Source organism: Blautia faecis (genome assembly GCF_027662325.1).
Classification (GTDB): domain Bacteria; phylum Bacillota; class Clostridia; order Lachnospirales; family Lachnospiraceae; genus Blautia_A; species Blautia_A faecis.
The window spans coordinates 1-17,204 of sequence record NZ_JAQDKY010000013.1 but is presented as its reverse complement, the minus strand read 5'-3'; the positions used below and the strand labels follow the sequence as shown (position 1 = coordinate 17,204).

Sequence of the window (17,204 nt, the reverse complement as noted above, 5' to 3'; positions counted from 1 at the left end):
CACTATGAAAAACTATTCTGAAGATGCCAGTAGGCAGTATCATATCCAGGTTGCAAAGGGGGAAGTTGGCCGCTACGTAATCATGCCGGGAGACCCGAAAAGGTGTGTGAAAATTGCCCAGTATTTTGACAACCCGGTTCTCATTGCAGACAACAGAGAATATATCACATATACAGGAACCCTGGACGGCGTGAAAGTCAGCGTGACATCCACCGGAATCGGCGGACCGTCTGCCTCCATTGCCATGGAAGAGCTTTCCCGGTGCGGCGCAGATACTTTTGTCCGCATTGGAACCTGCGGCGGTATGCAGCCTGAGGTAAAAAGCGGAGATATCGTAATTGCCACAGGTGCCATCCGTATGGAGGGAACCAGCCGGGAATATGCCCCCATAGAGTATCCGGCAGTAGCTAATCTGGACGTGACAAACGCCCTTGTGGCAGCTGCGAAAGAAAAAGGACTTTCCTGTCATACAGGTGTTGTCCAGTGCAAAGACGCTTTTTACGGACAGCATGAGCCTGAAGCAATGCCAGTTGGTTATGAGCTGCTCAACAAATGGGAGGCCTGGAAGAAAATGGGCTGTCTTGCTTCCGAGATGGAATCTGCAGCGCTTTTTATTGCAGCTGGCAAGCTTCGTGCCAGAGCTGGCTCCTGTTTCCTGGTGCTTGCAAATCAGGAAAGAGAGAAGCTGGGACTGGATAATCCGGTTGTGCATGATACAGATATGGCAATCCAGGTGGCTGTTGAAGCTGTGAGAAAGCTGATCCGGGAGGATTCGTCGAATTAAGACCGTGACATCGAAATCTGCACGCCCCACTTTGCGTTGCATTTTGCCTGGATTCGGTTGCCGTAGCGCATTACGGCGCCCTCATTGGGGCGAAATCTCCCACAAATTGTGACGAACATCTTGCAGTTACTTAATATTCGATGTACTAGACAATCAAATAAAGAACAGATATGAATCCTGCCAGTAAATTGCGATACAGTAATTTCGGGCAATATAAAGAGACAACAGAAATGAGGAAAATAAATGGACGTAAAAGAGATTTTAAAACATGTGGATCATACCCTTCTTCTCCAGCCATCTACCTGGGAAGAAATCAAACAGATTTGTGACGATGCGATGGAATACGGAACTGCATCCGTATGCATTCCGCCAAGCTATGTAAAACAGGCAGCAGAATACATGAATGGAAAAATGGCAGTGTGCACGGTTATCGGTTTCCCAAATGGCTATATGACAACAGCAGCCAAGGAATTCGAAACAAAAGATGCTCTTGTAAATGGTGCTTCCGAAATCGATATGGTAATCAATATCGGCTGGCTGAAAGATCAGAAATATGACCTGATTGAGAACGAGATCCGCACCTTAAAAGCTGCATGCGGTGACAAGATCCTGAAGGTTATCATTGAAACCTGCTTCCTCACAGACGAGGAAAAAATTAAAATGTGCCAGATCGTAACAGCAGCAGGCGCAGATTATATTAAGACCTCTACCGGCTTTGGTGGCGCAGGTGCGACCTTTGCAGACATTGAGCTTTTCTCCAGACATATCGGACCAAATGTAAAGATGAAAGCAGCAGGCGGAATTTCTTCCCTGGAGGATGCAGAGAAGTTCCTTGCACTTGGTGCAGACCGACTGGGAACCAGCCGGATTATAAAAATTGTAAAGAATGAGAAAGCTACAGGATATTGATCTGGTCATTGATTGTAAAGGCGAACAGATGCTGTCTCCGGAATTGATCAGATTATAACGACGTTCATCGAGAAGAGCATTATGTTGTCAGAGACAATCAGAAAATGTGAATGATAAGAGAGGTGTGAAAATGGAAAAAGAGATGATTAACCAGCTGATTGATACAGCAATCCACCAGCTGAAATATTCCTATACACCATATTCCAATTTTAAAGTAGGCGCAGCCCTCCTTGCAAAAAACGGGCAGGTTTACACAGGCTGCAACATTGAAAATGCCGGGTATACAGCCACAAACTGTGCGGAGCGTACCGCATTTTTCAAGGCAGTAAGCGAAGGGGTGAAGGATTTTCAGGCTATCTGTGTTGTCGGCGGTAAGGCTGGCGTGCTCACAGAATATGCAGCTCCCTGCGGCGTGTGCCGACAGGTCATGATGGAGTTTTGCAACCCGGAAATCTTCCAGGTCATTCTGGCGGTGGACAAAGAGCATTATGATGTGTATACACTAAAAGAACTCCTGCCGTTAGGATTCGGACCTTCTAATCTGGCATGAAAGCTGCTGACTGGAGAATAGTATTATGAAGTATGCCGGAAAATGCCGAAACAGAGTGATCTGGCATTGAATCCGGCAGTTATAAGGCAGCATAAAGAATTGCAGGAGAAAAAATTATGACAATCGAACAATTAAAAGCACTACCAAAGGCAGAGCTTCACTGTCATCTGGACGGGTCTTTAAGCCGGGAGTTCATGGAGAGCCAGCTGGGAAGAAGGGTACAGCCGGAAGAGCTTAGCGTGTCTGATGACTGCACAAGCCTTGCAGAATACCTTGAGAAATTTTCGCTTCCGGGTCAGTGTATTATGGATGAAAAAGGGCTTGAGGCAGCTGGATACGATGTACTTCGCACCATGAGCCAGGAAAATGTACGCTACGCAGAAATCCGTTTTGCACCTCTTCTTTCAGAGACCTCCGGAATGAACTGCCGTGCTGTGATCGAGGCGGTATTAAAAGGTCTTGAGCGGGGCAGAGCAGACTTTGGAACGGAGTTTGGTGTGATTACCTGTGCCATGCGTCATCACAGCCAGGAGGACAACAGCCGGATGATAAAAACAGCCCGTGAATATCTGGGATATGGTGTATGTGCAGCGGATCTGGCAGGTGCGGAAGCAGCATATCCCATGGCACAGTTTATGGAACTTTTTCAGAATACCCGTAAGCTGGAGATGCCCTTTACCCTTCATGCAGGAGAGTGTGGAAGCGTACAGAACATTGTGGATTCTGTAAAAGCGGGAGCTGGCAGGATCGGACATGGAATCGCCATGCGAGGCCATTATAATATTCAAAAAGAGCTGGCTGACAGAGGCATTGGAATTGAAATGTGTCCTATCAGCAATCTTCAGACAAAAGCGGTAAACAGTCCGTCAGAATATCCCATCCGGGAATTTCTGAACACAGGATTGAAGGTTTCCATAAACACGGACAACCGTACAGTGAGCAACACAAGCCTTACCAAAGAGCTTCAGTTCATCCAGAACACGTATGGCATTCAGGAGGAAGAGATACGGCTGATGATGAAGAATGCAGTGGATACGGCATTTGCCACTGATGAGGTGAAAGCGAGATTGTATTCTGAACTGGGAATAAAAGGATAAAATATTGGAAACGAGGGATTTTATTTTGAAAAAATATGAAAGGATTTTCGTGATCGTTCTGGATTCTCTGGGAATCGGTGCCATGCCGGATTCAGAGAAATTCGGGGATGTGGGAGTGGATACATTCGGACATATTCTGGATAAAATGGGCTCCCTGGAAATACCAAATCTTAAGAAGCTTGGAATGTTAAATCTTCATCCGGCAGGAAATATGCAAGGTGTGGAGAAGCCGATTGGCCGTTACATGCGCGTAGGCGAAGCCAGCAATGGCAAGGATACCATGACCGGCCATTGGGAAATGATGGGAATTAAGACAGAGAAGCCGTTTAAGACTTTCACAGACACCGGCTTTCCGCCGGAGCTGATCGCGGAGCTGGAGAAGCGCTGCGGCAAGCGCGTGATTGGAAACAAGAGCGCCAGCGGAACGGAGATCATTGAAGAGCTTGGGGAAGAAGAAATCCATACAGGTGCCATGATCGTGTATACTTCAGCCGACTCTGTTCTTCAGATCTGCGGAAATGAGGAAACCTTTGATCTTCAGAATTTGTACCGCTGCTGCGAGATTGCAAGAGAAATTACACGGAAGGATGAATGGCGTGTAGGCCGTGTCATCGCCAGACCATATGTTGGCAAAAAGAAAGGTGAGTTCAGGCGAACCAGTAATCGTCATGACTATGCTTTGAAGCCAACAGGTCTGACTGCATTAAATGCGTTAAAGGATAATGGGCTGGATGTGATCGGTGTAGGGAAGATCAACGATATTTTCTGCGGCGAAGGAATCACAAAGACCTATCATTCTGACAGCTCCGTACACGGCATGGAGCAGACCATCCAAATCTGCAAAGAAGACTTCAGGGGACTTTGCTTTGTGAATCTGGTTGATTTCGATGCCCTGTGGGGACACAGACGAAATGTGGAAGGTTACGGCAAAGAAATCGAGAAGTTTGACAAGAACCTGGGCGTTCTTTTGGAAGAGCTTCGGGAGGATGACCTTCTTATTCTTACCGCAGATCACGGGAATGATCCCACCTATAGCGGCACCGACCATACCAGAGAGTACGTTCCCTTCCTGGCTTATTCCAAGACCATGAAAGAGGGTGGCGCCCTTGAAAATGAGGATACTTTTTCCATTATTGGTGCGTCTGTGGCAGATAATTTTGAGGTAAAAATGCCGGAAGGAACTATCGGACATTCCATTTTTGAGAAATTATGCTAAAATAGAAAAGCAGCTGTTGGATAGCGGTTGTTCATCCGGTGGATTGTCTGCTTTTGCGGCAGAAGCCGGATAGAAACAAATGATTTGCAGCACATGGCAGAAGATGAGGAAATCATATGAAACACACCTATTTACACGATGTACTTCCATTCCTTCGTGAACTGGAACGTGAGAAACAGAAACAATTTGAGGCTTATTTCCGTACTGCGCCATTATGGCTTATGGACCTGTTTCAGAGTGAGATAATGGAAGCCGGAACTACTTTTATCAGGGAAAATGAACCGGCAGATACGATTTTCTTTGTTGCCAGAGGAAGGGTAAAAGCCACTGATTACCGGATTTCCGGCATTGCCTATGATTTTATGAAGCCTATGAATCTCATTGCGCTTGGTGGTATGGAGGTGATCCTGGGACAGGATACCTACCAGACCACCCTGCAGACAGAGACAGAGTGTATTGTTACCAAGCTTCCAAGAGCGCAGTATGAGAAATGGATTTATTCAGATACGGAAGCTTTTCGCATGGAGGCAAAGCTTACCTGTGCTTCCCTGTTGGAGGAAGAGCGGCGGAACCGTCTGTACCTGTTTTTGGAAGGGGCTGACAGATTAGCTGTACTCTTCTCGGAATGGTTCGAAAAATATAACAAAAATGACATTTTATGCATCGGCGAAAGCCGGCAGAATATGGCAGATGAGACAGGCCTTTGCCTGAAAAGCATCAGCCGCGCCATCAAGAAGTTTCAAGCAGAACAGCTGATCGTGAAAAAAGGCAATCAGATCTACATCGACAGGGAGCAGTACGAAAGGCTAAAGCAGACTGTTGATGAGAAAATCGGCAACGTATAAACGGAAAACAAGACTATGGCAAAACGCATGGTATTGAAGGCTTTCTGTTTATATGAAAATAATGTTATAAGCTGTCCTGGCAATAAGCCGGATAGCTGTAGATAAAGGAGAAGGTGTACATGAGCGATTTATATCAGAAATTAGAGACTTGCCTTGCAAGTGTCAGAAAAAGGACAGATTTTAAACCGGAAGTGGCGCTGATCCTGGGATCCGGCCTTGGAGATTATGCAGATGAGATCCAGATCGAAACCACCATTGACTATACAGAGATTGAAGGTTTTCCAACCTCCACAGTTGCAGGCCACAAAGGCAGATTTGTATTTGGATATGTGAAAAATGTGCCGGTTGTGATCATGCAGGGAAGAGTGCATTACTATGAAGGCTATCCAATGACGGATGTAGTTCTTCCCACAAGGTTGATGGGCATGATGGGGGCGAAGAAGCTGTTTCTTACAAATGCAGCCGGTGGAGTGAACCCGAATTTTAAACCAGGCGATTTTATGATGATCACCGATCACATTACCACAGGAATTCCAAGTCCGCTGATCGGACCGAACATTGAGGAGCTGGGATGCAGATTTCCGGATATGAGTGAGGTATACAGTAGACGTCTGAGAGAGGTGATCCGCGCCAGTGCGGAAAAATGTGGTATAGGTCTCCAGGAGGGCGTATACGTGCAGTTTACAGGCCCTGCCTATGAAACTCCGGCTGAAGTGAGAATGGCGGCTATATGGGGCGGTGACGCAGTTGGAATGAGCACTGCATGTGAGGCAATGGCAGCCCGTCATATGGGAATTGAAGTGTGCGGAATTTCCTGTATCACCAACATGGCAGCTGGCATTTCGAAACAGGAGCTGAACCACAAGGAGGTTCAGGAGACTGCAGACAGAGTGGCGAAATCTTTTAAAAAGCTGGTGACGGAAATCATAGCCGGTATGTAGCCGTAAGGAAGTGCGGGTTTCATAAGAGGCAGCGCAAACCAAAAGATATAACGTAACAAAGGAGAAAAGTTATAATATGGGAATTGTTGTAATCGGTGATGTTTTTATCGATGTGAAAGGGTATTCCACAGCACCATTTATTCCTGGAGGAAGAAATGCCGGTGTGATCCAGCAGATCCACGGCGGCGTAGGAAGAAATGTAGTGGAAGATATTGCCAATATAGAATTGAAACCAACCTTTGTCAGTCTGGTAGATGACGACGCTATGGGGGATGATGTGATCCGCAAACTGGAGCGTCATAAAGTAGATACCAGATATATGCGTAAGGTAAAAAACGGCATGGGAACCTGGCTGGCTGTCTTTGACCAGGACGGAGATGTGGTGGCATCTATTTCCAAACGTCCGGACCATCGTCCGATAGAGCAGATCCTGGATGAACACGGAGATGAAATTTTCCAGGATGCGGACAGTGTTGTGATCGAGATCGATATTGACAAGGAAATTGTGAAGAAGACCTTTCACTATGCAGAGAAATACGGCAAAAAAGTATACGCTCTTGTATCGAATATGACCATTGCAATCGAAAGACGTGACTTCTTAAGGCGGACAGCCTGCTTTGTATGCAACCAGCAGGAAGCGGGCATCCTGTTTTCTGAGGATTACGGTGACCTGAAGCCTGAAGAAATGGCCCGGTGTCTGGCAAAAAGGATCCAGTCCGCCCATATTCCAAAGATGGTGATTACCATGGGAAGTGATGGTGCAGCTTATGCAGATCAGGAAGGAAAATGGGGCGTTTACCCAGCTATGAAGGTAGATGTGGTTGACACCACAGGCGCGGGAGATGCCTTTTTTGCAGGTGTGTGCGTAGGCCTTACCTATGGAAAAACAATGAGAGAGGCATGTGCCATTGGTACCCGTCTTTCCTCAACTGTAATTTGTACCTCAGAGAACATTTGTCCGAGATTTATGCCGGAAGAATTTGATCTTGACAGGTAGGAGAAGAATATGGAAAGTCTTATTATAGGAATTGCCGGCGGCTCCGGCTCCGGTAAATCTACTTTTACAAACAGAATTAAAAAGCGTTTTGGAGATGACGTAGTAGTCCTTTATCACGACAATTATTACCGCAGACAGGATGGAATCCCTTTTGAGCAGCGTGTGACTGTGAATTACGACCATCCGGATTCCCTGGAGACAGAGCTTCTGGTGGAGCATTTGAAACTTCTGAGGCAAGGGAAAGCTATTGACTGTCCGGTTTACGATTATTCCCAACATAACCGTTCCGACAAGATCCTTCATATCACCCCAAGTCCGGTGATCCTTGTGGAGGGAATCCTTCTTCTGGCAGATCCCAGAGTGCGTGAGCTTCTTGATATTAAGGTCTATGTGGAAGCTGACGCCGATGAGTGTATCCTCCGCCGGATTTCTCGTGATGTGGAAGAGCGGGGAAGAGACTTGAATGGAATTATTAAACAGTACTTAAATACAGTGAAACCCATGCATTACCTTTATGTAGAGCCCACGCGTTCCAAGGCTGATATTGTGATCAACAGCGGAAAGAATGACGTGGCGTTTGATCTGTTTGTTTCGAAAATCAGTATGGAATTGGAAAAACGGAAGCAAGGGTAATTACAGAAGATGTTTGTTGTAGGCTGTAAACATTGATGTGATGATGCGGCAGAATTAGCAAATGAAAGTTGCTGTTTACGAAATGGATGAGAATTTCGGCATAAAGAATTTTTCTGCGAAATTGGTAGATGGCAACAGATAAAAAGATACAGGAGATCAGAATGTCACAGGAAAAAGAGAACAGACAGCATGAGAATGCGCAGAGTGTGCAGGAGGGGCAGCAGCCTCATAAGCGCAGAGTGCGCTACAAAGGCAGATACCCGAAGAAATTTGAGGATAAATATAAAGAACTTCAGCCGGAGAAATACCAGGATACCATTCAGCATGTAATGCAAAAAGGGAATACCCCGGCAGGCATGCATATTTCTATTATGGTAAAAGAGATTATTGATTTTCTGGAGATCAAACCAGGACAGATTGGCTTTGATGCCACACTTGGCTACGGCGGTCATACAAAGGCCATGCTTCAGTGCCTGCAGGGACAGGGACATATGTATGCCACTGACGTAGACCATGAGGAAGCCGCCAAGACAAAGAAGAGACTGGAAGATCTTGGCTTCGGTGAGGATATTCTGACCATTAAACTTCAGAATTTCTGTACCATTGATGAGATTGCCAAAGAAGTAGGAGGTTTTGATTTCCTTCTTGCTGATCTCGGCGTGTCCTCCATGCAGATTGATAATCCCAAGAGAGGTTTTTCCTTCAAAGCAGACGGACCTCTGGATCTGCGCCTGAATCAGGAAGCCGGGATCAGTGCGGCAGAGCGCCTGGAACATATTACCCGGGATGAGCTTGCAGGAATGCTTTATGAAAATTCAGACGAGCCATACTGTGAGGAGCTTGCCAAGGCAATCACAGATGAGATCCGCAAGGGAAACCACATGGATACCACCACAAAGCTTCGTCAGGTCATTGAGAAAACTCTGGATTTCCTTCCGGAAAAAGAGAAGAAGGAGACCATCAAAAAGACCTGCCAGCGTACCTTCCAGGCCCTTCGGATTGATGTGAACCGGGAGTTTGAGGTTCTGTATGAGTTTATGGAGAAGCTGCCGGGAGCACTGAAGCCCGGAGGAAGAGCAGCAATCCTTACGTTCCATTCAGGAGAGGATAAGCTGGTGAAGAAAGCACTGAAGGCTGGATACAAGGAGGGAATTTATTCCGATTATTCCAAAGATGTGATCCGTCCGTCAGCCCAGGAATGTGCCCAGAATGGACGCGCACGGTCTACGAAAATGCGCTGGGCGATTAAATCGGAGTAAACGCGATAAATACGCTGCGCGAGTTTGGCTCGCCTATCGAGTAAATGAGACAAAACACGCTCTGCGAGTTTTATTCGTTATCGCGTCAGTCACCAAGGTTTTTCGTGCAGGCACGAACTTTGGCTCGCCTATCGCATAAATAAAATGGGGAGGAACCGCATCACTGCAGTTCCATCCCCCATATCTTACAATCTCTGGTTCCCACAACCATATAACTTTGATATACAGCAGGAGATGCTTCGATGACTCCCTCACTGATCTGGTGGCAGTCAAGAACATCTCCTGTTTTTCCATCCAGAAGATAGATATGTCCTGTGCTGTTGCAGTAGAGAACCTTTCCGCTGCCATCCGGATTGTATACACATACAGGTGAAGACCAGGCATAGGCAGATTCATGTTCCCAGTTTACTTTCCCGGTATTTTTATCAATGCATGCAAGTACACCTTGTGCCTGTCCACCGGTTCTGGCAACTGTCACATAAATGTTATCCGACAATTCTTCTTTTCCAACAGCGATGGTAGACTGTACACCGCCTGAAACACTGTCCTCGGAGGAACAGTCGTAAGAGGTCTGCCAGATGATCTCTCCTGTCTCCGCATCAATTTTCCAGACAGGAACCTCTGCAGTGGTGCTGCTTCGCCAGCCCAGACGGAAAGAGGTGCTGACATACAGGTAAAGGTGTCCGCCCTCCACAGACAAAACAGGAGTGGAGTTGGAGTCATCCAGAATATCCTGCACCCATACAAGCTGCAGGGTATTCAGATCCAGGCACATCAGATTGCCGCCGTTATCAGCAATAAAAAGATAACCGTCATAGATGGCTGCGCTGTCCTCCATGCCAAGCCAGTAGGAGCCTACGCTGGTACGTGTTCCGTAGTAGCGCCATTTTACAATGTGATCCGGATTGATGGACAAGGTGCCTGCTTCCGGGTCATAACTGGTATTCAGTTTGATCAGATAAAGAATTCCGTTCTCTCCTGGATAGATCAGGGTATCTGTGGCAGCATCCACAAGGGCGGAGGAATCAAAGTAGCTTAAATTTCCACGAAGGGAAAATTCATCATTATTTCCAAAGGTATACATCACACTGCAGTCCAGAAGATTCACAACAAAGACCCTGGCAGTGCCCTCATTGCTGTCATAACCTGCGCCCACATACATAATTGGATAACCTCTGGGATCAAGTGCACCTGCTCCTTTGAAGGTGAAACCAAGGTAAAGGGGATCTCTGGTAGCCTCGCCGGTTTCCAGATCCAGGAAATATACATAGCCGTCCATGCAGGCATAGATCACTTCTACAAGATCGTCTTTTTCCTTTGCCCAGTCGTACATATTCATGGACTTCTTTACTTCTTGGGACCATTTTTCCATAAGAGGCTGTCCGGTCCAGCCGCTTCCGGACCAGGTGGCATCTCCGTAAGTAATAGAGCCGGTTTTTGCTGTCCAGAGATCCTGGATTTTTCCATTTTTGATCTGTGTATTGCCATAAGCTGCAGTGTCGCGGAAATTGTTTCCGCGGAAGGTGACGATTCCATCCACATCTGTGTAGCTGATCCCGGCATCGAAGGAGTGGGTATCGGTGGCAGTATAATCCGAAGCATTGGCAAGTATCTGTCCGTCCACCTCAATGTCTGTGGTTTCTATGTATAAAGAGGGTCTGGTGGAATCTACGCACTTAGGAGAAAATTCTGCCGGTCTTGCCATTGCAGCCTTTACAGCGGCAAGAGAATTGGAGTCATCCATGTCCAGACCGCTGGCTTCCTCAACCATGGAAACTGTATTTACATTTTCCCGGATCTTTTTTACGAGGAAAACTCCTCCCAGTATAATAACTGCTGCAATGATCAGGATCCCTTCTGTAAGAAGAAGTTTTCGGAAGAAATATTTTTGCTGCAGCTGCTTTTTTCGTTTCCCTACTTTCCTTTTCATAATTCTGAATCCTTCCCTGTTCATTTGGCAAAAATTATACAAGGTATGACTGGGAAATTCAAGATGCTAACAGCTGTTTTGGAAATTCAATTTTCAGATTGGGAAAAAGGGCGCAATCTTTTTTCTTGACAGTGTATGGCCTGGCTTGTTAAAATATTATTTATCGTGTGAAAAGGAGGAGAAAACATGCTGAAAGTATGGATCGTAGGATCTGAAGGCCAGATTGGCGAGGCAATTAATGAAGTGCTGGATCCGTTGGAAATTGAAGTTTTGAATACAGACAAAAATGCGCTTGATATTACAGAAACAGACGAAGTTCTTCATTTTGGAGAGATCAATCGTCCGGATGTGATCATCAACTGTGCTGCGATCACAGACGTAGAGCTTTGCGAGAAGCAGCCGGAGGAAGCATTTCGTGTAAACGCTTTAGGCGCCCGTAACTTAAGCCTTGTGGCAAGAAAAACAGGGGCAAAGATGGTGCAGCTTTCCACAGACGACGTTTTTGATGGTCTGGCACAGAAGCCGTACACGGAGTTTGACAATACAAATCCTAAGACTGTTTACGGAAAATCCAAGTGCGCCGGGGAGAATTATGTGAAGGAGTTTACCCACAAGCACTTTATCATCCGAAGCAACTGGGTATTCGGAAAGGGAAATAACTTTGTAAACCGTGTTCTGGAGGCCGCAGATCAGGGCAGAGCTCTTGCTGTAGCGGAGGATCAGTATGGTTCCCCCACAAGTGCCAAAGATCTGGCAAGAATTATCCTGCATCTGATCCGCACCAATGAGTACGGAACCTATCATGCAACCTGTCAGGGCGTTTGCAATCGTTACGAATTTGCAAAGGAGATACTTCGCCTTGCAGGCAAAGAGGAGCAGCTGAATCCGGTACCTACCCCGCAGTCTGATCTTTCTTCTGCCAGACCTGCATATGCAGTTCTGGACAATTTTATCCTTCGCATTATCGATGTATATGAGATGCCTGGCTGGAAGGATTCTCTGGAAGAATTTATGAAAGAAAAACGGGAGGGCTAAGATGAGCGCGAAGAAAGAAAAGAATGTAAAAGAGAAAAAGAAGATCAGCTTAACCAGTATGATCTTTATTGCGCTGATCGCCGGAGCAATCACAGGAATGGTTCTCCATTACCTGGTGCCGGATAGCAGTGTGAAGAATGATGTGATTGTTGAAGGAGTGCTGTACGTTTTGGGACAGGGCTTTATCCGTCTTATGAAAATGCTGGTAGTACCACTTGTTTTCTGTTCACTGGTATGTGGAAGTATGGCTATCGGTGATACTAAGAAGCTGGGAAATGTAGGTGGAAAAACACTTGCATTTTATCTGGTCACAACAGCGGTGGCAGTTGCAGTTGCCCTTGGAATCGGAACTCTTTTGAGACCGGGAATTGGTCTTGATATGAGTAAGATCCAGGTAAATGCTTCCGATATTGAGACTATGGAGTCCACTTCTCTGGTTCAGACTATTCTCAATATCATTCCGGATAACCCCATCAAGTCCCTGGCAAGTGGGGAAATGCTTCAGATTATAGTGTTTGCTTTGATCATTGGTGTGATCCTGGCAAAGCTTGGGGAGCGTGCGGAGACCGTTTCCAACTTTATCAGCCAGTTTAATGATATTATGATGGAAATGACTATGATGGTTATGAGTCTGGCTCCTATTGGTGTATTCAGTCTGATCGCAAGAACCTTTGCAACCATTGGTTTCAGCGCATTTGTGCCTCTGGCAAAATATATGATCGCAGTTCTGATCGCTCTGGCAATCCAGTGTTTTGGTGTATACCAGATTTTGCTGAAGCTGTTCACAGGCCTGAATCCGGTGAAGTTTATCAGAAAGTTTTTCCCGGTTATGGCCTTTGCCTTTTCCACTGCAACCTCCAATGCGACTATTCCGCTTTCTATTGATACGCTGTACAAGAAGATGGGTGTTTCCAAGAAGATTTCTTCTTTTACCATACCTCTTGGTGCGACTATCAACATGGATGGTACTTCCATTATGCAGGGAGTTGCGGTTATGTTCGCTGCCCAGGCTTTTGGAATCCAGCTGACTCCTATGGATTATATTACAGTAATCGGAACAGCCACACTGGCTTCCATTGGTACCGCAGGTATTCCAAGTGTTGGACTTGTTACTTTGACTATGGTATTTAATTCTGTTGGTCTTCCAGTTGAGGCAATCGGTATTATCATGGGTATTGACCGTATTCTGGATATGGCAAGAACAGCGGTTAATATTACCGGTGATGCTGTTTGTACGACCATTGTGGCTTGCCAGAATGGGGCTGTGGATAAAGAAGTGTTTAATAAAGCTGAATAAAAATATTGGCGTGTGTATGTGAGTTTAGAGCGTGTTTGAAAAATCATTCCCGCAATCTGCACGTCCCACTTTGCGGGAGATTTCACCCGAATTCGGTTGCCGTAGCCCGCTACGGCGCCCTCATCCGGGCGAAATCTCCCACAAATTGTGACGCACATCTTGCAGAAAGCATTTTTCAAACACGCTCTAGACTCAGGTATGCACGTCTTTTTTTGTGTGGCGAAGGTGGACGCCTGGGAGGGGCAGTGTGTTGCGGACAACGTCAAAAAACGGGATTTTACTCCGTCGCCTATTGCAGGTTCCATAAACAAACTCGTCCATGCTGGGCTCAGACAGTGTTTATGGAACCTGCGCTATACTCATAAAATCCCGTTTTTTGACGAACTATCCGCAACACATTGCCCATCCCAGGCTGATTGTTCAAAGTAACTATGAATTAAGTGAAAATAAACAGCGTATAACACTTGACAACAGTATAATACTGTTATATACTGTTTGCATAAGGAGGAGTCACATGAAGATCATAATTAATCACTCGTCGATGCAGCCAATTTATGAGCAGATCACAGATCAGATCAAGGCGATGATCATTGACGGGACGTTAAAGGAAGAGGAAATGCTTCCCTCTGTGAGAACTTTGGCGAAGGAGCTGAAGATTAGTGCTCTTACGGTGAAGAAGGCGTATGACTTTCTGGAGGAAGAGGGGTTCGTGGTTACGGTGCATGGGAAAGGAAGCTTTATTGCCAAGAATAACCAGGGGCTTCTTATGGAAGAGCGGAAGCGGGAGATTGAGACAGAACTGGAGGAAGTGATCCGGAAAGCGCGGATCAGCGGATTGTCTGAGGAAGAGATCCGGGAACTGTTTGAGCTTATTATGGAGGAGTAGATATGCTGCTGAGTTTGAAGAATTTGCAGAAGAATTATCCTGGATTTTCCCTGGATGTAAGTATGGAAATAGAAGAAGGACAGATCACCGGTCTGATCGGAGCCAATGGAGCAGGAAAGTCTACTACCTTTAAGGTTATTCTGGGCCTGGTTCATTCTGATGCAGGAGAGATTCGTCTGTTTAATAAGGATATGGAGCAGATTTCCAAAAAAGAGAAAGCGGATATAGGCGCGACACTTTCTGACAGCGGTTTTTCCAATTGTCTGACCGTGAAACAGATTGTGCATATTCTGACAGAGACTTATGAGAAATTTGACCGGGAGATGTTTGAGAAGCGGTGCAGCCTGTTTTCCATCCCCATGGATAAGAAACTAAAAGAGTTTTCCACAGGAATGAAAGCAAAGTTAAAAGTGCTGACAGCCACCAGCTTTGATGCCAGACTTCTTGTTCTGGATGAGCCTACAGCCGGTCTGGACGTGATTGCCAGGGACAGCATTCTGGAACTCCTTCGGGAATATATGGAGACGGAAGGAAGAAGTATTCTGATCAGCTCCCACATTTCCTCAGATCTGGAGAGCCTGTGTGATGATATCTATATGATTGATAAGGGACGGATCGTGCTTCATGAGAATACAGATGTGCTGCTGGATGAATATGGTCTTATCAAGGCTGACGAGAAGCAATATGAATTGCTTGATAAGCAGCATATTCTCAAGGTGAAGAAGGAGCAATACGGCTACAGCTGTCTCACAGATGAGCGTGCATTTTATGCGGAGAACTACCCGCAGCTTGCAATAGAACGTGGGTCTGTGGACAAGGTTATTACCATGATGATCAAGGGGGAAGTATTATGAAAGGTATGTTTGTAAAAGACATGGAAATTATGAGGGGAAACATGAAAGCGTTCATTGGCGTATATATTATAGCCATTTTCTGTTTCCTTAGTACTTCCGCAGGTCCTTCTTTTCTAATCAGTTATGTGTCTGTTCTGGCTGCTGTTATGGCACTGAATACCATAGCAAGTGATGATATGGATAATGGTATGCCTTATATTTTTACTTTTCCTATCAGCAGGAAAGAATATGTGAAGGAGAAGTATCTGCTGGGTGCAGGGATGGTCACGGTATTGTGGGCTGTTGCTGTTGCAATTGCAATTGGCGTAAATGCTTCCGGATATCATATGGTGTCTTGGGAAGAACTGACCGCTTCTGCAGCTGCCGGTCTTTTTCTTGCTGTTTTTGCAAATGCGGTTGTGTTTCCGGTACAGTTGAAATATGGAAGCTCTACAGGAAGGCTGGTGCTGCTTATTCTTGTATTTGGCATCATGGCTGTAGGATGGATTGGCGTAGAACTATGCCAGAAAATGAAAGTGGATTTTTCAAGTCTGAAAAATCTGGGCCTGCGCATTTGGAACCTTGGAATCCCAGTCTGTCTGGCGATGCTATTTGTTCTTATGTTGCTAATGCTTCTGATTTCCTGTACAATATCCATAAAGATTATGGAGAAAAAGGAGTACTGATCCGGAAATGAAGAAGAATCAGATTTTTATAAAATGCGGAACTGAATATAAGGAGATGACGAAAGAACTGCTGGAGGCGTGCAATCTGGCAGGGGAGATAGAGAAGAAGTTTGAGAAATGCGGATTGAAGGTGCTTTCAGAAAATTCCGGGGCAGGTTTACAGCAGAATAGTGAGAAGATTATAACAGAAGCGAAGTTTGAAACAAAGAGCAGTCTTATTGACAACTCTGAAGCAGAAGTGGACTGTTTTTATTCTTCGGATTCTGTGGAAAAACAGAATTCAGAATTTGGTTTGTACAATATGCGGATCGGCATCAAGCCAAACCTGGTCGCCCCCATGGAAGCCTACTGGGGCGGCACCACTCACCCAGAGGTAGTCGCCGGAATCGTAGAATATCTTCAGGAAAAAGGGTTTTCCAATCTGGTGATCATGGAAGGTTCCTGGGTAGGAGATAAGACCTCCGAATCCTACGAAGTCTGTGGTTTCAAGTCCCTCTGTGAAAAATATAACGTTCCGTTCCTTGACATGCAAAAGGAAAAGGGAGTGCCTGTACAATGTGGCGATATGATCTTAAACATCTGTAAAAGTGTCCTTGACCTGGACTTCCTTATTAATGTTCCGGTACTAAAAGGTCACTGTCAGACCAAAATCACCTGTGCATTGAAGAACATGAAAGGTCTTCTCCCTAATTCTGAGAAGCGCCGTTTTCACGCATTAGGTCTCCATGACCCCATCGCTCACCTGGGCCTTGCTATCCACCAGGATTTCATCGTGGTAGACAATATTTGCGGAGACCTGGATTTCGAGGATGGCGGCAACCCCGTAGAGATGAACCGCGTTCTGGCAGCTGTGGATCCGGTTCTTATGGATGCCTATGTCTGCGACATGATGTACTACCAGGTAGAAGAGGTTCCCTACATCACAAAGGCTGCCACCCTTGGTGTTGGCTGCGCCGACATCCGCCAGGTAGAAATCCGTGCCCTCGATGGCAACCCCGGTGCCCCCATTCCCAAGTCACGGAAAGTGGTAGAGCTTGTCGACGCTGTAGAAGAAGTAGAATCCTGCAGCGCCTGCTACGGCAACCTGATCCCTGCCCTTGACCGCCTGAAGCAAGAAGGCCTCCTTTCAAACCTGACCACCCGAATCTCCATCGGTCAAGGCTACCGAAACCAGGAAGGCACCCTGGGAATCGGCCACTGCACCCGCCACTTCACCCACCACCTGGAAGGATGTCCGCCAACTGAAGAAGAGATTTATGAGTTCCTGAAAATTTATTTAATTGGTTGAAAGTTATTCAAGGCGGAC

At 46.1% G+C, this 17,204-nt stretch carries 18 protein-coding genes and 2 pseudogenes; 17 read left to right on the top strand and 3 right to left on the bottom strand.

What is annotated here, in order from left to right:
• Positions 1-4 precede the first annotated feature (4 nt).
• On the top strand, positions 5-784 hold the full coding sequence (gene udp, locus PGQ38_RS08230) for a uridine phosphorylase (RefSeq protein ID WP_118578624.1): 780 nt from the start codon (positions 5-7) through the stop codon (positions 782-784).
• Here udp and PGQ38_RS20550 read toward each other — a convergent pair.
• Positions 781-903, bottom strand: a complete 123-nt coding sequence (locus PGQ38_RS20550; protein ID WP_416386743.1) for a DUF6783 domain-containing protein — start codon at positions 901-903, stop codon at positions 781-783. The genes udp and PGQ38_RS20550 overlap by 4 nt on opposite strands.
• A 124-nt stretch (positions 904-1,027) precedes the next feature.
• On the opposite strand from PGQ38_RS20550, the gene deoC reads away from it, so the two are divergent.
• The 9 genes from deoC to rsmH all read left to right on the top strand — a co-directional run bounded on the left by deoC (position 1,028) and on the right by rsmH (position 9,231).
• Positions 1,028-1,693, top strand: coding sequence for a deoxyribose-phosphate aldolase (gene deoC / locus PGQ38_RS08225; protein WP_270431279.1), 666 nt, complete (start codon positions 1,028-1,030; stop codon positions 1,691-1,693).
• A gap of 106 nt (positions 1,694-1,799) precedes the next feature.
• A complete protein-coding gene (locus tag PGQ38_RS08220) occupies positions 1,800-2,243 on the top strand; it encodes a cytidine deaminase (RefSeq protein WP_270431278.1) in 444 nt (147 codons plus the stop codon).
• Positions 2,244-2,359: 116 nt separating this feature from the next.
• A complete protein-coding gene (gene add / locus PGQ38_RS08215) occupies positions 2,360-3,340 on the top strand; it encodes an adenosine deaminase (protein ID WP_270431275.1) in 981 nt (326 codons plus the stop codon).
• Positions 3,341-3,365: 25 nt separating this feature from the next.
• On the top strand, positions 3,366-4,556 hold the full coding sequence (locus PGQ38_RS08210; protein WP_270431274.1) for a phosphopentomutase: 1,191 nt from the start codon (positions 3,366-3,368) through the stop codon (positions 4,554-4,556).
• Positions 4,557-4,672: 116 nt separating this feature from the next.
• Complete coding sequence (locus tag PGQ38_RS08205) at positions 4,673-5,401, top strand: Crp/Fnr family transcriptional regulator (RefSeq protein ID WP_148462303.1); 729 nt, start codon at positions 4,673-4,675, stop codon at positions 5,399-5,401.
• A 119-nt stretch (positions 5,402-5,520) separates the two neighbouring features.
• Positions 5,521-6,342, top strand: a complete 822-nt coding sequence (locus PGQ38_RS08200; RefSeq protein ID WP_148462301.1) for a purine-nucleoside phosphorylase — start codon at positions 5,521-5,523, stop codon at positions 6,340-6,342.
• 76 nt (positions 6,343-6,418) lie between these two features.
• Positions 6,419-7,339: a carbohydrate kinase family protein gene (locus PGQ38_RS08195; RefSeq protein WP_195991608.1), complete on the top strand. Its 921-nt coding sequence runs from the start codon at positions 6,419-6,421 to the stop codon at positions 7,337-7,339.
• Between the two features lie 9 nt (positions 7,340-7,348).
• Positions 7,349-7,972 carry a uridine kinase gene (gene udk, locus PGQ38_RS08190; RefSeq protein ID WP_270431270.1) on the top strand — a complete coding sequence of 208 codons (624 nt, stop codon included), beginning with the start codon at positions 7,349-7,351 and terminating at the stop codon, positions 7,970-7,972.
• A 161-nt stretch (positions 7,973-8,133) separates the two neighbouring features.
• Complete coding sequence (rsmH, locus tag PGQ38_RS08185) at positions 8,134-9,231, top strand: 16S rRNA (cytosine(1402)-N(4))-methyltransferase RsmH (RefSeq protein WP_270431267.1); 1,098 nt, start codon at positions 8,134-8,136, stop codon at positions 9,229-9,231.
• 160 nt (positions 9,232-9,391) lie between these two features.
• On the opposite strand, the gene PGQ38_RS08180 is transcribed toward rsmH, so the two are convergent.
• Positions 9,392-11,161, bottom strand: a complete 1,770-nt coding sequence (locus PGQ38_RS08180) for an outer membrane protein assembly factor BamB family protein (RefSeq protein WP_270431264.1) — start codon at positions 11,159-11,161, stop codon at positions 9,392-9,394.
• A gap of 186 nt (positions 11,162-11,347) precedes the next feature.
• Here PGQ38_RS08180 and rfbD point away from each other — a divergent pair, with 186 nt between their 5' ends.
• From rfbD to PGQ38_RS19860, 3 genes and pseudogenes are all read left to right on the top strand, one after another.
• Positions 11,348-12,196, top strand: coding sequence for a dTDP-4-dehydrorhamnose reductase (rfbD, locus tag PGQ38_RS08175; protein ID WP_118578604.1), 849 nt, complete (start codon positions 11,348-11,350; stop codon positions 12,194-12,196).
• A gap of 1 nt (position 12,197) precedes the next feature.
• Positions 12,198-13,493: a dicarboxylate/amino acid:cation symporter gene (locus PGQ38_RS08170; RefSeq protein WP_118578602.1), complete on the top strand. Its 1,296-nt coding sequence runs from the start codon at positions 12,198-12,200 to the stop codon at positions 13,491-13,493.
• A 5-nt stretch (positions 13,494-13,498) separates the two neighbouring features.
• Positions 13,499-13,627 (top strand): annotated as a pseudogene (locus tag PGQ38_RS19860) (DUF6783 domain-containing protein); the annotation flags it as partial.
• Here the strand turns inward: PGQ38_RS19860 and PGQ38_RS19855 are convergent.
• Positions 13,565-13,798: pseudogene (locus tag PGQ38_RS19855) on the bottom strand (DUF6783 domain-containing protein); the annotation flags it as partial. The pseudogenes PGQ38_RS19860 and PGQ38_RS19855 sit on opposite strands and share 63 nt — an antisense overlap.
• Before the next feature lie 209 nt (positions 13,799-14,007).
• On the opposite strand from PGQ38_RS19855, the gene PGQ38_RS08165 reads away from it, so the two are divergent.
• From PGQ38_RS08165 to PGQ38_RS08150, 4 genes are read left to right on the top strand one after another with little or no spacing between them, the layout of a single operon-like run.
• Positions 14,008-14,379, top strand: a complete 372-nt coding sequence (locus PGQ38_RS08165) for a GntR family transcriptional regulator (RefSeq protein ID WP_117853413.1) — start codon at positions 14,008-14,010, stop codon at positions 14,377-14,379.
• Positions 14,380-14,384: 5 nt separating this feature from the next.
• The gene (locus tag PGQ38_RS08160; protein ID WP_204454568.1) at positions 14,385-15,233 is read left to right on the top strand and encodes an ATP-binding cassette domain-containing protein; all 849 of its coding nucleotides are present in this window, start codon (positions 14,385-14,387) and stop codon (positions 15,231-15,233) included.
• Positions 15,230-15,898, top strand: a complete 669-nt coding sequence (locus PGQ38_RS08155; protein ID WP_204454558.1) for an ABC-2 transporter permease — start codon at positions 15,230-15,232, stop codon at positions 15,896-15,898. The genes PGQ38_RS08160 and PGQ38_RS08155 overlap by 4 nt, the downstream gene beginning before the upstream one ends.
• A gap of 7 nt (positions 15,899-15,905) precedes the next feature.
• Positions 15,906-17,186 carry a DUF362 domain-containing protein gene (locus tag PGQ38_RS08150; protein ID WP_243284526.1) on the top strand — a complete coding sequence of 427 codons (1,281 nt, stop codon included), beginning with the start codon at positions 15,906-15,908 and terminating at the stop codon, positions 17,184-17,186.
• Positions 17,187-17,204: the final 18 nt, after the last annotated feature.

What these genes read in the sequence shown, in the direction of transcription:
- udp (WP_118578624.1), top strand. Translation starts at nt 5, where the DNA reads ATGAAAAACTATTCTGAAGATGCCAGTAGGCAGTATCATATCCAGGTT.
- PGQ38_RS20550 (WP_416386743.1), bottom strand. Translation starts at nt 903, where the DNA reads ATGTTCGTCACAATTTGTGGGAGATTTCGCCCCAATGAGGGCGCCGTA.
- deoC (WP_270431279.1), top strand. Translation starts at nt 1,028, where the DNA reads ATGGACGTAAAAGAGATTTTAAAACATGTGGATCATACCCTTCTTCTC.
- add (WP_270431275.1), top strand. Translation starts at nt 2,360, where the DNA reads ATGACAATCGAACAATTAAAAGCACTACCAAAGGCAGAGCTTCACTGT.
- PGQ38_RS08205 (WP_148462303.1), top strand. Translation starts at nt 4,673, where the DNA reads ATGAAACACACCTATTTACACGATGTACTTCCATTCCTTCGTGAACTG.
- PGQ38_RS08200 (WP_148462301.1), top strand. Translation starts at nt 5,521, where the DNA reads ATGAGCGATTTATATCAGAAATTAGAGACTTGCCTTGCAAGTGTCAGA.
- PGQ38_RS08195 (WP_195991608.1), top strand. Translation starts at nt 6,419, where the DNA reads ATGGGAATTGTTGTAATCGGTGATGTTTTTATCGATGTGAAAGGGTAT.
- udk (WP_270431270.1), top strand. Translation starts at nt 7,349, where the DNA reads ATGGAAAGTCTTATTATAGGAATTGCCGGCGGCTCCGGCTCCGGTAAA.
- rsmH (WP_270431267.1), top strand. Translation starts at nt 8,134, where the DNA reads ATGTCACAGGAAAAAGAGAACAGACAGCATGAGAATGCGCAGAGTGTG.
- PGQ38_RS08180 (WP_270431264.1), bottom strand. Translation starts at nt 11,161, where the DNA reads ATGAAAAGGAAAGTAGGGAAACGAAAAAAGCAGCTGCAGCAAAAATAT.
- rfbD (WP_118578604.1), top strand. Translation starts at nt 11,348, where the DNA reads ATGCTGAAAGTATGGATCGTAGGATCTGAAGGCCAGATTGGCGAGGCA.
- PGQ38_RS08170 (WP_118578602.1), top strand. Translation starts at nt 12,198, where the DNA reads ATGAGCGCGAAGAAAGAAAAGAATGTAAAAGAGAAAAAGAAGATCAGC.
- PGQ38_RS08165 (WP_117853413.1), top strand. Translation starts at nt 14,008, where the DNA reads ATGAAGATCATAATTAATCACTCGTCGATGCAGCCAATTTATGAGCAG.
- PGQ38_RS08155 (WP_204454558.1), top strand. Translation starts at nt 15,230, where the DNA reads ATGAAAGGTATGTTTGTAAAAGACATGGAAATTATGAGGGGAAACATG.
- PGQ38_RS08150 (WP_243284526.1), top strand. Translation starts at nt 15,906, where the DNA reads ATGAAGAAGAATCAGATTTTTATAAAATGCGGAACTGAATATAAGGAG.